Source organism: Flavobacterium sp. 3HN19-14, from assembly GCF_051373205.1.
In the GTDB taxonomy this organism is placed as follows: domain Bacteria; phylum Bacteroidota; class Bacteroidia; order Flavobacteriales; family Flavobacteriaceae; genus Flavobacterium.
Map to the genome: position 1 here is coordinate 3,289,552 of NZ_JBPPZT010000001.1, position 13,179 is coordinate 3,302,730.

Sequence of the window (13,179 nt, forward strand, 5' to 3'; positions counted from 1 at the left end):
GATTTGATAAATGTATTTCAAAAACCAAACCAAAAATGTTTTTTAGTAAAATTTTAAGCATTTAATTCGATATTTTTGTAGGTATGGAACTTACTTTAAAACTTTATATGGTCATTCTTGGTGCAACGCCGCCGGGCAGACTGACAGAACAGCATGATATTTTCTTCGGAATTGGCAATTCGCTGAGTGCATTGGTTACTGAAATGAAGGCTTCCTGGCCCGAAGCTAAAGGTAAGATTCACATTGATGCGTGGCGTGAAGTAACGGTGGTTGATAATCATTCTATCCGCATCGTTCCGAAATCCGGAAGCATTCCATCGGAACAAAAATTATTTTTTATCAACCTTGGCGGATATAAACCCGGAGAATTCGAGGAATACCATTATAAGGTATTGGCAGTAGGAGAAAGCTTATCAGAAGCGACTAAAAAATCAAAGGCCACCACGTTCTATAAGCACTTTGGATTTAAAGGTGCAACTTCCCACATTGATGACAAATACGGCATAGATATTGACGATATTTATAAAGTTGAAGATATTTTGCACGATTCTTTCAAACAGCAATATGCGTTAGAGATTATGACTTCTGAAGCTGTTTTGCCGGAAGACGAATTACATATCGGATATGTGCGCATTGAAAAACTGATCGCTAACGCGCCACAATAAAAAAATCCCGGTTCAAAAATGAGCCGGGATTTTTTTTTAATATCGCATTGCTTATTTTTTTAAAATTCTGTGTGTCTCTCCATTTGACAATTTCAGCAAATACAATCCCGACGCATACGCCGTAAAATCAATTGCAGGGTGCGACGCGGTAAAAACACCTTCCGTTAATTTTTGTCCATTTAATCCGTAAACGGTATAATCCAAATCGGTTTTAGCGCCTGAAATGTAAACAAGATTACTGGTAGGATTCGGTAAAAATGTAATTTTACCAGCAGCAACCGGAGTTTCGATACCTAAAGGCAAAGCCTCGTAGGCGCCAATATCAACTGTCGATTCTGAAACACGTGCATTTCCGGCCAAGTCAAGTACGTATAACGGGCTCACCGACGAATTGGCTCCGGCATTGATTCCAGGTCAGTGCATTTAAACGATAATCGTATCCGTCGTGGCTGAATGGCGCTGCAGCCGCTATATTAGGATTAACATAATTAGGAGCCGTTGTAGTGACATTTGTGGAAGACGCAGATAAGTAAGCAACGTCGATTATACAGTTGATTACCGTGCCATTCAGCAGCGCACGACCATTGATGTTATTGGTGAGAATATTATTGTAAAACAACGCACCTCCGTATGGCAAGACAATCGTCCATGAAGAATTCGGGTCAGTTGATTCATTACGGTTATTTACAATCGTACAGCCGATTACCTTTGAAATCTCAGAATTAGAAAAGGCACTGTTCATACCGATTCCGGCTGCTTCATTGGCAAAATTACCTGAAATAAGCGAATTGTAAACTTCTGTATGGCATTCCTGGTTATCAAGATAAATAGCGCCTCCCCTGTTTGATGCGCTGTTACCACTCAGTATCGTACGGTCAATCAAAACGGTATCAAACTGAACGCTTATGCCGCCACCATAGCTTGCAGTATTGCTTGAAATATCGCAATTAATAATCTTAAGCGTACCGTGATTGTTATATATCCCACCGCCGTCAAGTGCGGAATTATTGGTTATTTTACAGTTGATCAAAGTTGTAACGGCTGCATCATCGGTACTGTTTCCGAATGCGCCTCCGCCAAATGCGTAATTGGCAATCATTTCGCAATTCCTTATCGTTGGCTGCCCGCCACTGTTATAAATGGCTCCGCCTGATGTACTGGAATTGTTATAACCATTTACAATCTTAAACCCATCAAATACAGTAAGGTTACTTGAATTGGTGAATTTTACTACCGAATAACAATTATCCGTTTGTGTTCCGACAGTATTAATGTCGCCATTTAGCGTAGTGGTTGCTCCATTGGCCAGGTTGCGTTGTGAAAGCAGCGTTTCTGTGCCTGCAAAACTGCCGTAAACGCCAACCCCGTTCGGAATATTATAGGTTGTAGAGCGGGACGTGCCAGCTGGCTTGTAAACACCGGCAGCAACCCATATCTGATCGCCTACAATAGAATTTGTAAACGCAAGTTCGATAGTGGTGTAGGCATTTGCCCATGAAGATCCGTTGTTGTTTCCCGTCGCATTTTTGTCGACATATATGATGCTGGCAAAAGAATTAAAGCAAACCAGCAGCAATAATAAAAAGTAATTTTTTTTTCATTTGAATAGATTTTTTGTGAAAATGACAGGGCGCAAAGAAATAGCCTTTAACTGCTATTAACAAATTTTTCACAGAATTTATTCAAACAAAAATCGTCAATTACTTAGATGAGAATACATCTGTATTTAGCAAAGTCATATTAGAGTTCGTGCGATATTTTGCTACCCGGTTGCGATTTACTGCAGACAGCTGCAATTTCAAAAATTAAGCTTTCAAAATTACATATTCCTCCTGTATTGCCCGCCCACTTCGAAAAGCGCGCTGGTAATTTGCCCTAACGAACAGACTTTCGTTGCTTCCATTAATTTTTCAAAGATATTCTGGTTATTGATAGCGGCATCCTGGATGGATGAAAGTTGTTCCTCTTCTTTTCCGGCGTGTGTTTTGTGCAAATGATCGAGCATTTCAATCTGGTATTGCTTTTCTTCTTCCGTCGCGCGGATGACTTCTGCCGGAATTACTGTTGGCGAACCTTTTGAACTCAGGAACGTATTCACGCCGATAATAGGAAATTCCCCGGTATGTTTCAAAGTCTCATAATACAAGCTTTCTTCCTGGATCTTCGAGCGTTGGTACATGGTTTCCATAGCGCCAAGAACACCGCCGCGTTCCGTGATGCGGTCGAATTCCTGTAAAACGGCTTCTTCTACTAAATCTGTCAATTCTTCGATGATAAACGAACCCTGAATCGGGTTTTCGTTTTTCGCCAATCCTAATTCTTTATTAATAATCAACTGAATGGCCATGGCGCGACGCACTGATTCTTCAGTCGGTGTTGTAATCGCCTCATCGTAAGCGTTCGTGTGCAATGAATTACAGTTGTCGTAAATCGCATACAAAGCCTGCAAAGTCGTACGGATATCGTTAAAATCAATTTCCTGTGCGTGCAGCGAACGCCCTGAAGTCTGAATGTGGTATTTCAGCATCTGTGCGCGTTCGTTGGCGTTGTATTTATTTTTGAGCGCTTTTGCCCAGATTTTTCTTGCCACGCGACCGATTACGGCATATTCCGGATCGATTCCATTCGAGAAAAAGAACGAAAGGTTCGGACCAAAATCATTGATGTTCATGCCACGGCTCAGGTAATATTCCACGTAAGTGAAACCGTTTGCGAGCGTAAATGCCAATTGTGTAATCGGATTCGCACCAGCTTCGGCAATATGATAACCCGAAATCGAAACGGAATAGAAATTACGGACGTTATTCGTTATAAAATATTCCTGAACATCGCCCATTAATCGCAGCGCAAATTCCGTCGAGAAGATGCAGGTATTCTGCGCTTGGTCTTCTTTTAAAATATCGGCCTGAACTGTACCGCGCACTTGCGATAATGTCCTGATTTTAATTTCGTTGTAAACTGACGCAGGCAAAACCTCATCTCCGGTAACGCCCAGAAGCATTAATCCCAGACCATTGTTGCCTTCCGGTAATTCACCTTGGTATTGCGGACGGTCTGTGCCTTTTTTCTTGTAGATTTCGTTGATTTTTTCAGCGATTTCATCTTCAAGTCCATTGGCTTTGATATACAATTCGCATTGCTGGTCGATGGCCGCATTCATGAAAAACCCAAGCAACATCGGCGCCAAGCGTTAATCGTCATACTCACCGAAGTCAGCGGATGCACGAGATCAAATCCGGAATATAATTTTTTCGCATCGTCAAGACAACAGATCGAAACACCGGCATTTCCAATTTTCCCATAAATATCAGGACGAACGTGCGGGTCGTTTCCATATAAAGTTACACTGTCAAAAGCGGTAGAAAGTCGTTTTGCAGGCAATCCGGCACTCACATAGTGGAAGCGCTTGTTGGTTCTTTCAGGGCCGCCTTCTCCGGCAAACATTCGCGACGGATCTTCTCCTTCCCTTTTGAATGGGTATAATCCCGACGCAAAAGGAAATTCTCCCGGAACATTTTCCTGCAGACACCAACGCAAAATATCACCCAGGCTTCGTATTTAGGAAGCGCGACTTTCGGGATTTGCGAATGCGAAAGCGATTCGGTGTGCGTGGCAATCTTGATTTCTTTATCGCGGACTTTAAACGAATAAACCGGATTTTTATATTTGTTGACTTTGTCGTTCCATGTTAAGATCATTTCCCAGTTGTAGGGATCTAAGTCCATTTTGACTTTATCGAACTGATTTAATAAAAGATTTAAGAAAATCCTGTTTTCGTTATGTTCATCTAAAGCAGCAATCAAGTTACTGTCGTCAATTCCGGATTTTGTAATGACAGGCAGTTTTCCTGAAACCGATTCGATGGTTTTGAAAATACCGTATAATTTCTGTGCGACTTGTTGTTGCGTTAAAGCGGTCGCATCGTATTTGCGGTTGTTTTCTGCGATTTCTGAGAGATAACGCGTTCTGTGCGGCGGAATCACGAAGATTTTCTCGCTCATTTCGCGCGTAATGTGAAAATCAGATTTTAATTCTGAATCGGTCTTCTCATGAATTTTATCCATGATGGCTTTGTAAAGCGTGTTCATTCCCGGATCGTTGAATTGCGAGGCAATTGTTCCGAAAACCGGTAAAGTATCAAGGTTGGCATCCCACAACTGGTGGTTGCGCTGGTATTGTTTTTTGACATCACGAAGCGCATCAAGCGAACCGCGTTTGTCGAATTTATTGATGGCGACCAAATCGGCGAAATCAAGCATGTCGATTTTTTCGAGTTGGGTTGCAGCACCGAATTCAGGTGTCATGACGTATAAAGAAACATCGGAATGGTCCGATGATTTCAGTATCCGATTGGCCAATTCCCGAAGTTTCAAGGATGATTAAATCGTAATTCGCGGCTTTGATGACCTGAATCGCATCGGCAACATATTTTGACAATGCCAAATTGGATTGGCGTGTGGCCAATGAACGCATGTAAACTCTCGGATTATTAATCGCATTCATACGAATCCTGTCGCCCAATAAGGCACCGCCGGTTTTCCTTTTCGATGGATCGACAGAAATGAGTCCGATTGTTTTTTCAGGGAAGTCAATCAGGAAGCGGCGAACGAGTTCATCGACAAGCGAAGATTTTCCTGCGCCGCCAGTTCCGGTGATTCCTAAAACCGGTGTTTTTGAATTTTTATTTTTGGCTTGTATGGTTTCTAAAGTCGATTTTGCAACTTCAGGGAAATTTTCTGCTGCAGAAATCACGCGTGCGATTGCCGTTGGATCTTTTTCTTCGAGGTGATTGATTTCTCCATTCAATTTATCGCCAACCGGGAAGTCAGAACGTTTTACCAAATCGTTGATCATGCCTTGCAAACCAAGTGACCGACCGTCGTCAGGAGAATAAATGCGTTCGATGCCGTATTCGTGCAGTTCTGAAATTTCGGATGGCAAAATCACGCCGCCGCCGCCGCCAAAAATCTTAATGTGCCCTGCTCCTTTTTCTTTGAGCAGATCGAACATGTATTTGAAATATTCGTTGTGGCCGCCCTGATAGGATGTCATCGCGATGGCGTTCGCATCTTCCTGGATGGCAGTATTGACAACCTCTTCGACGCTGCGGTCGTGACCGAGGTGAATGACTTCGACTCCGGTCGACTGGATGATGCGGCGCATGATATTGATGGCGGCATCGTGCCCGTCGAAGAGCGAAGCGGCGGTTACAATTCTTACTTTATTTACAGGAATATACGGGTTTACTTGTTCCATCTTTAGTGTAATGACATTTTTGAGCGTGCAATTTACGGAATTTTCAAAATTTCGCCTATAATTTCAGGGAAAACATAAAACTTTGTGGCAAATGTGATTCCACCGAAATTAATTTTAGATTTGAATAGTTCTAATCAGCACGAAACCCTAGCCCCGATAGGAGCAAGTAGCTTTTTTGGCTGGGGTTCAGCCAAAAAACTACTGCGGAAAGCGGGATCATGCTTCAAAAAAATCTGATGAAAAAAATTACCATGTTAATTCATTGCAAAGACCAGAAAGGGATTATTGCCGCAGTGACGCAATATATCGCGTCGGTTGACGGCAATATCGTTTATTTGGATCAGCACGTTGATGCGGCCGAAAATGTGTTTTTTATGCGATTGGAATGTGATTTGCAAAATGAAAAATGGACTGTCGATGCCATAAAATCTGATTTTGAAGTCAAGCTGGCGCGGCCTTTTGAAATGTCGTGGGAAATTTACACAACGGCTGAAAAACCGCGGATGGCGTTATTTGTTTCGAAATACGACCATTGCCTTTTTGATATTTTGGGACGTTACAGTGCGGGAGAATTGGCTTTGGAGATTCCGCTCATCATCAGCAATCACGATGATTTGAAGCCTGCGGCGGATCGTTTCGGATTCCGTTTTTTCATGTGCCGTTTACGAAAGACAATAAGATTGAAGGTGAAAAACAGCAGATCGCGCTTTTGCAGGAACATAAAATTGATTTTATCGTTCTGGCGCGTTATATGCAGATTGTGACGCCGGGATTGATTGCGCTTTTTAAGAATAAAATCATTAATATTCATCATTCATTTTTGCCCGCGTTTCCTGGCGCAAAGCCCTATCATTCGGCGTTTAACCGCGGTGTGAAAATCATTGGCGCGACGAGCCATTATGTGACGGAAGAACTCGACGAAGGCCCGATTATCGAGCAGGATATCACGCGTGTTTTGCACAGCCATTCGATTGAAGATTTTATCATGAAAGGCCGTGATCTTGAACGCATCGTATTTGCCCGTGCCATCAAATTACACGCCGAAAGAAAGACAATGGTGTACAGCAATAAGACGGTAATCTTCTCTTAAACCGCAAGAATTATCATTCATTTAACTAAACCGTTTTTCAAAAAGGGAACGGTGTTTGTTATCTTTGGGTAAAATTATAAAGATGAGAAAAATATTGCTTTTACTGTTGATCGTTCCGGCTATCGGATCGGCGCAATTGAAGGATTTGGTGAAGAAAGCCAAGACAAAAGTCTCTGAAGTTTCAACTTCCGGTTCGGGAAATCTTGATATTGCTTCGGCTTTAAAAGAAGCTTTGAACAAAGGCGTATCGGAACAAGTCACGAAATTGACTGCCGTTGACGGTTTTTATAAAAACGACGCTGTAAAAATCTTGTTGCCTCCTGAATTGCAGAAAGTCGATAAGACTTTACGCAAAATGGGAATGGGAAGTCTTGCGGATGATGGCATAAAATCGTTAAATCGTGCTGCGGAAGATGCGGTGAAAGAAGCGACTCCGATATTTGTCAACTCTATAAAAAGCATGACCATTACTGACGCGAAAGGGATTTTAATGGGCGCTGATAATTCGGCAACCGCTTATTTGCAAAAAACTACGACAACGCCTCTGTACCAAAAATTCAGTCCGGTAGTGCAGGAATCTATTGGAAAAGTCGGCGCTGATAAGATTTGGTCGACGATTATTACTAAATACAATTCGATTCCGCTGGTTAGTAAAGTGAATCCTGATATTACTGATTACGTCACGAATAAAGCGCTTGACGGTGTTTTTAAGATGATTACAGTTGAAGAAAAGAACATCAGGACGAAACTGGATTCGAGAAACTTCTGATTTGCTGAAGAAAGTTTTTGCTTTGCAAGACAAAAAATAGTCCACAGATTTCAAACTGCAGGTAGCAGGATGCAGCAAATGGAAATCTGCTATCTGCTATCTGAAAACTAAAAAATATTATTATGAAAAAAACTATCGCAACAATAACAATATTCCTGTCAATTTTTCTGTTCACTGGTTGTGCGGAATTGCAGCAAATCGCTAGTCAATATCCGGTTGCCGGAGTACTCAGTAATGCTGATATCGCCGCTGGCCTGAAAGAAGCGCTCAACAACGGGATTTCAAAACAGGTCAGTAAACTCACCGCGACCGACGGATTTTACAAAAATGAAGCCGTCAAGATTTTATTGCCTGCAGAATTACAGAAAGTTGATAAAACTTTGAGAAACATCGGTTTGTCAAGTCTCGCCGATGAAGGACTTAAAGTGCTGAACCGCGCTGCAGAAAGTGCCGTGAAAGAAGCGACGCCTATTTTCGTTGATGCTGTTCGGAATATGACTTTTACAGATGCGAAAAATATCCTTTTAGGAAATGATTCTTCTGCAACTTTATATTTGCAAAATTCAACTTCGACGGCTTTGTATTCGAAGTTCAGTCCGGTCGTGAAAACATCGTTGGATAAAGTCGGCGCCGATCAGGTCTGGGCAAAAATCATTACGAAATATAACGCCATTCCGCTCGTCAATAAAGTCAATCCCGACCTGAAAGACTACGTCACCAATGAAGCTTTAAAAGGCGTCTTCAAAATGGTAGCCGTTGAAGAAAAGAAATCCGGAACAATTTAAATGCCAGAACTTCTGATTTGCTGCAGCGTGTTTTTGCCCTGCAGGACAATAAATAATTGCATTTACGATATAAATAACAAATAAATAACACGACCTTAACATATTGAAAACGAAAAAATTACGAATTTTGTAATGTAATAATGTAAATATATTTGGTTTGGTTAGTTAGAGTTAAAAGAGTCGGAACGTTCGTTTCGGCTCTTTTTGTTTTCCGACTTTTGAACAGCCGCTGTTTATAATTTAACGGCAATCTTAACATAAAATAATGATTTCTTAGCGTTGGGTATTTTAAGTTTGCAAAAAAATGCACATGTTCCGGATTACTGAATGAAAAGAAAGAAGTCGAAAAACTTCAGAATGAATACCAAAAATTAGCAGAAATCAATTTTGAAACGCCTGCTATCCCTACACCAAAAGAAGAACTCGTTTTGGAAGACTGCGAAGCTTAACCGCTTAATTTATCCGTTGGTGGAGTTTCTTAAAATAGTCAAACGCCTTTAAAATCCGGCTGCCGTACCATGAGAACATTTCACCATCGACAAAAATCATTTTGGCGTGGTGCGTGCATTTCCCGATTTCAAAAGCATCTTCATCATTAAAAGGATATGGTTCTGACGATAGGAAAACTACTTCCGGATTGCCTTGTATGCGCATCTTCTGAATAATGACTTCAGGATAACGGCCGGGCGTTTTCGGATTATCGGCATAAATATTTTCGAAATGGTTCAGTTGCAGCATTGCATTGATGAAATTATCTGAGCCGGCAACCATATATGGATTTTTCCAAATAAAATAAGCTGCTTTCTGTATTGGAACAGCTGCCATAAATTGTTGAAAATCCTTGTAGGCAAATTCGATTTTATCCCGCCATTTTTGTGCTTCGGTGCGTTTGTTGAAAAGCTTTCCGAATTGATCAATCATTTCGAGATTGTCTTCAATCGTAATGATATTCGTTACCCAAACCGGTGCGATTTTTTGCAGTTCTTCAACAATTTCGATTGTATTTTCTTCTTTATTGCAAATAATGATATCAGGTTCGAGCAGCCTTATTTTTTCGAAATGCACTTTTTTCGTACCGCCGACAATCTTTTTGGTCGATTTAAAATGAAAAGGATGTACGCAGAATTTCGTGATACCGATGATGCTGTCTTCGAGGCCAAGCTCATACAATAATTCTGTTTGCGAAGGGACTAAGGAAATAATACGTTTTGGTGTGGTTTCGAAAACATGGGAATTTCCAATTTGGTCGGTGAAAACAGGCATAATGATTTTTTGAATTACAAAATTACTAATTAGACACCCTAATTTGCTCATTTCTGAAAAAACTTTGCAACTTTGCAGCTCTGAACCTTTGCAACTTCTAAATGAACATCAAGCTTCTCGCCATCGGCAAAACCGACAATAAAAACCTGCAGTCGTTAATAGATGATTACACGAAACGATTGTCGTTCTACATCAAATTCGATTTGGAAATTATTCCCGACATCAAGAATGTCAAGAATTTGTCGGAAAGCCAGCAAAAGGAAAAAGAAGGCGAATTAATATTGTCGAAAATCACCGCAACCGATCAGTTGATTTTGCTCGATGAAAATGGAAAAACCTTTTCAAGTGTCGCTTTCGCGGATGAATTACAGAAGAAAATGAACTCCGGAATCAAGACTTTGGTGTTTGTAATCGGCGGTCCTTACGGATTTTCAGAAACGGTTTACGCCAAAGCCAACGGCAAGATTTCGCTTTCGTTGATGACCTTTTCGCACCAGATGGTAAGGTTGTTTTTTATTGAGCAATTGTACCGCGGATTTACGATTTTGCGGAATGAACCGTATCACCACCAATAGGTTCAGGGTATTGGGTTTAGGGTTCAGGGTTCATCATTGTGAATAATTTCACACATTCGACAGCTTCTTTTACATCGTGAACGCGTAAGATTTTCGCGCTTTTTGTTAATGCGATTGTGTTTAAGACTGAGGTGCCGTTAAGTGCATTTTCGGCAATCGTATTCAATGTTTTGTAAATCATCGATTTTCTCGAAATTCCTGCTAAAACCGGCAATTCGAGCATATCGAATAATTCGAGATTTTGCAGGACTTTGAAATTCTGCTCCAAAGTTTTTGCAAATCCAAAACCCGGATCGATGATGATATCACTGATACCAAAACTTCTGGCATGCTTCACTTTTTCGGAAAAATAAAACAGTATTTCTTTTAGGATATTTTCATATTGTGCCAGTGATTGCATGGTTTTTGGCGTGCCTTTCATGTGCATCATGATGTAGGGCACTTTGAGTTTTGCCACCGTTTCGATCATATTTTCATCGAAATTCCCTGCGGAAATGTCGTTGATGATGGCAGCACCGTTTTCGATACAATTTTTAGCGATTTTACTGCGAAAAGTGTCAATCGAAAGTAGAATTTCAGGGAAATTTTTCAGCAATAAATCGACAACGGGAATAATTCGCGAAAGTTCTTCTTCTTCAGAAACAAATTCGGCATTTGGCTTACTCGAATAAGCGCCAACATCAATAAAATCAGCACCTTCTGATAACATTTTTTCAACCTGAACCAGCAATTCTTTTTCGGATTTGTATTTTCCGCCATCAAAAATGAGTCGGGCGTGGCGTTTAAAATCCCCATGACTTTCGGGGTTGTTAAATCGATGAGTTTTCCTTTGCAGTTGATAGTCATTTGATTAAAATTTGCGGATTGAGTTTGAAATTGAAATTGCTTTTTGACATTCGACTATTTAATTTTCTCTTAAGTAAACTCCCGAAAATAATTCCTATTTTTGAGGCAACTTGACACAAAGATACACTGAAATGAGCAATACTTCTCAGGAATATGACAATGTTATCGCCATCTGCCGACGACTTTATCTGAACAAAATGACCGATTACGGAAGTGCGTGGCGCATTTTACGACTGCCTTCGCTAACCGACCAGATTTTTATAAAAGCCCAGCGCATCCGCAGTTTACAGGAAAATGAAATCCGCAAAGTTGATGAAGATGAAACCGGCGAATTCATTGGTATCATCAATTATTCGATTATGGCTTTGATTCAACTTGAACTGGGCGTTGCCGACCAGCCTGACCTTAATGTTGAAAAAGCAATTGCTTTATACGATGAAAAAATCCGCATCACAAAAGAATTGATGGAAGCTAAAAATCATGATTATGGCGAAGCATGGCGTGAAATGCGCGTGAGTTCCCTGACAGATTTAATCCTTCAGAAGTTATTGCGCGTCAAGCAAATCGAAGATAACAAAGGTAAAACGCTGGTTTCCGAAGGCATCGATGCGAATTATCAGGATATGATTAATTACTCGGTTTTTGCTTTGATTTTGATGGGATTCAGATAAAAGAGTCAAGAAACAAGAAACAACAAGCAAGAGTAAAAAACGCAAAAAAAAGTAAATAATACCAAAGGAAGAAAATTTAGGCAATGATTATATCTTGATTCTTGTCTCTTGTATCTTTCTTCTAAAATAAAAAACCATGACTACCCAAACTAAACATTACCTCGCCTGGACAATCCGCATAATAATTGCATTTTTATTTGTTCTTTCTGCAGTGGCAAAGCTTTCAAAGGGCGAAATTTTAGATTCTCCATATTTTGCAATTTCTACTTTTGAAATGAAGCAACTCATTCCAATGGGATTTTCAGAAAGTTTCGCGCCTTATTTTTCCCGAATCTTAATCGGAATTGAACTGGCATTAGGGTTTTTGATTTTACAGAATAATTTCCTCAAAAAATTCCTGATTCCGGTGACGATTGCGATGCTGGCAGTTTTTATTGCACATTTAAGTTATGTGACTTTCAGCGCCGGAAATACCGGAAATTGCGGTTGTTTTGGTGAATTATTGCCGATGACACCAATTCAGGCCATTATCAAAAATGTCGTTGCCATTATTCTGTTGGTGATTTTATCCCGATTGTTGCCAAAAATTGCGCCTAATGGCAATTTCTGGGTACTGACAACCGGATTGTTCGCTTTTATCCTCATCGTATTTATGCTCGCGCCAATTCAGCCATCGGCAGAAGTTGCCGTTGAAACGCCGGCTTTGCCAGAAACCGAATTCGAAAAACAGGTTTTGCCGCAAACCGATACAGTTATTGCCGCGCCAGTAGCTGTTACGAAAGATACCGTAAAGAAGGAAACACCTAAAATTATCGACGAACCTGCGAAACACAAGTCAGGAAATGCGCAATATTTTGCAGATATTGATAAAGGCAAAAAAGCATTATGTTATTTTGTTCCTGGTTGCGACCACTGCCGTGAAGCTGCGAAAGAACTGACGGAAATGAAGAAAAAAGACAAAAATTTCCCAGATATCCGTATTATTTTCATGAATGAAGAATCAGATTTGATTCCGGATTTCTTTAAGGCTGCAGGCGCGACTTATCCTTACAAAATCATTGAAATCATTCCGTTCTGGAAGGCGTTGGGCCAAAACCGCGATACGCCTGGCGTGAAATATTTATGGAATGGCAATGAATATGTTTATTATGACGGAATCGGCGCGAATAAATTTAATGCTGAAGCTTTTCATGCACTGACAAAAAAGCCATTTTCTGAATTGAAGAAATAAGTATTTGATTTAACACGAATTGCACAGA

Annotated in this window: 7 protein-coding genes and 5 pseudogenes; 7 read left to right on the forward strand and 5 right to left on the reverse strand. The window is 40.6% G+C overall.

Going from position 1 to position 13,179, the window contains the following annotated elements; translation table 11 throughout:
• The first annotated feature begins 83 nt into the window (after positions 1–83).
• Positions 84–665 carry a DUF1543 domain-containing protein gene (locus tag ACSLFW_RS17765; RefSeq protein ID WP_436556855.1) on the forward strand — a complete coding sequence of 194 codons (582 nt, stop codon included), beginning with the start codon at positions 84–86 and terminating at the stop codon, positions 663–665.
• A gap of 51 nt (positions 666–716) precedes the next feature.
• Here ACSLFW_RS17765 and ACSLFW_RS17770 read toward each other — a convergent pair whose 3' ends face one another.
• The 3 genes and pseudogenes from ACSLFW_RS17770 to ACSLFW_RS17780 form a co-directional block, all read right to left on the reverse strand.
• Positions 717–1,049, reverse strand: a complete 333-nt coding sequence (locus ACSLFW_RS17770) for a T9SS type A sorting domain-containing protein (protein WP_436556856.1) — start codon at positions 1,047–1,049, stop codon at positions 717–719.
• The gene (locus tag ACSLFW_RS17775) at positions 1,027–2,241 is read right to left on the reverse strand and encodes a hypothetical protein (RefSeq protein ID WP_436556857.1); all 1,215 of its coding nucleotides are present in this window, start codon (positions 2,239–2,241) and stop codon (positions 1,027–1,029) included. Before ACSLFW_RS17775 ends, ACSLFW_RS17770 begins: the two co-directional genes overlap by 23 nt.
• Before the next feature lie 243 nt (positions 2,242–2,484).
• Positions 2,485–5,921, reverse strand: a pseudogene (locus ACSLFW_RS17780) (methylmalonyl-CoA mutase family protein).
• Between the two features lie 236 nt (positions 5,922–6,157).
• Between ACSLFW_RS17780 and purU the strand changes: the two are divergent.
• The 3 pseudogenes from purU to ACSLFW_RS17795 all read left to right on the forward strand — a co-directional run bounded on the left by purU (position 6,158) and on the right by ACSLFW_RS17795 (position 8,621).
• Positions 6,158–7,011 (forward strand): annotated as a pseudogene (purU, locus tag ACSLFW_RS17785) (formyltetrahydrofolate deformylase).
• Between the two features lie 82 nt (positions 7,012–7,093).
• Positions 7,094–7,820 (forward strand): annotated as a pseudogene (locus tag ACSLFW_RS17790) (DUF4197 domain-containing protein).
• 82 nt (positions 7,821–7,902) lie between these two features.
• A pseudogene (locus ACSLFW_RS17795) lies at positions 7,903–8,621 on the forward strand (DUF4197 domain-containing protein).
• 397 nt (positions 8,622–9,018) lie between these two features.
• Here ACSLFW_RS17795 and ACSLFW_RS17800 read toward each other — a convergent pair.
• On the reverse strand, positions 9,019–9,828 hold the full coding sequence (locus ACSLFW_RS17800; protein WP_436556858.1) for an ABC transporter substrate-binding protein: 810 nt from the start codon (positions 9,826–9,828) through the stop codon (positions 9,019–9,021).
• 101 nt (positions 9,829–9,929) lie between these two features.
• On the opposite strand from ACSLFW_RS17800, the gene rlmH reads away from it, so the two are divergent.
• On the forward strand, positions 9,930–10,403 hold the full coding sequence (gene rlmH, locus ACSLFW_RS17805) for a 23S rRNA (pseudouridine(1915)-N(3))-methyltransferase RlmH (protein ID WP_436556859.1): 474 nt from the start codon (positions 9,930–9,932) through the stop codon (positions 10,401–10,403).
• Between the two features lie 16 nt (positions 10,404–10,419).
• Here rlmH and folP read toward each other — a convergent pair.
• Positions 10,420–11,249, reverse strand: a pseudogene (folP, locus tag ACSLFW_RS17810) (dihydropteroate synthase).
• A gap of 131 nt (positions 11,250–11,380) precedes the next feature.
• Between folP and ACSLFW_RS17815 the strand changes: the two are divergent.
• Both ACSLFW_RS17815 and ACSLFW_RS17820 read left to right on the forward strand, forming a co-directional pair.
• Positions 11,381–11,920: a DUF1599 domain-containing protein gene (locus tag ACSLFW_RS17815; RefSeq protein ID WP_436556860.1), complete on the forward strand. Its 540-nt coding sequence runs from the start codon at positions 11,381–11,383 to the stop codon at positions 11,918–11,920.
• A 136-nt stretch (positions 11,921–12,056) separates the two neighbouring features.
• On the forward strand, positions 12,057–13,151 hold the full coding sequence (locus ACSLFW_RS17820; protein WP_436556861.1) for a MauE/DoxX family redox-associated membrane protein: 1,095 nt from the start codon (positions 12,057–12,059) through the stop codon (positions 13,149–13,151).
• Positions 13,152–13,179 lie beyond the last annotated feature (28 nt).